The sequence below is a fragment of the Maritimibacter harenae genome (genome assembly GCF_009882975.1).
Classification (GTDB): Bacteria; Pseudomonadota; Alphaproteobacteria; order Rhodobacterales; family Rhodobacteraceae; genus Maritimibacter; species Maritimibacter harenae.
In genome coordinates this window covers 259,360-259,625 of the sequence record NZ_WTUX01000002.1, presented here as the reverse complement: position 1 = coordinate 259,625, position 266 = coordinate 259,360, and the positions used below count along the sequence as shown (strand labels likewise).

The following is a 266-nucleotide window of genomic DNA, read 5'->3' as shown; positions in this document are numbered from 1 at the left end:
CGTCCACCGAGCGGAACGACGAGTGGTTGATGAAGATCCCGTTCGTGATCATGTCGAGACGACCATCCTGAATCAGGTCCGCCTGCTCGTTGGCACCCGCACGCACGAACTGTCCGCCGGCATCGGTGAGGCTTTCCTCGGTCACGCCCGCCTCTTCCAGCATGAACAACGCCACGTTGGACGTGATGTTGCCCGAGCGGTTGATGCCGATGCGAAGCGGCGCGCCGCTGCCGGCGATGTCGTCGAGGCTGTCGATGTCGTATTCT

Annotated in this window: 1 pseudogene (running past one end of the window); it reads right to left on the bottom strand. The window is 62.4% G+C overall.

Annotation, left to right across the window (positions count from 1 at the left end):
- Positions 1-266: pseudogene (locus GQE99_RS01280) on the bottom strand (TAXI family TRAP transporter solute-binding subunit); its annotated part runs 395 nt beyond the window's last position; the annotation flags it as partial.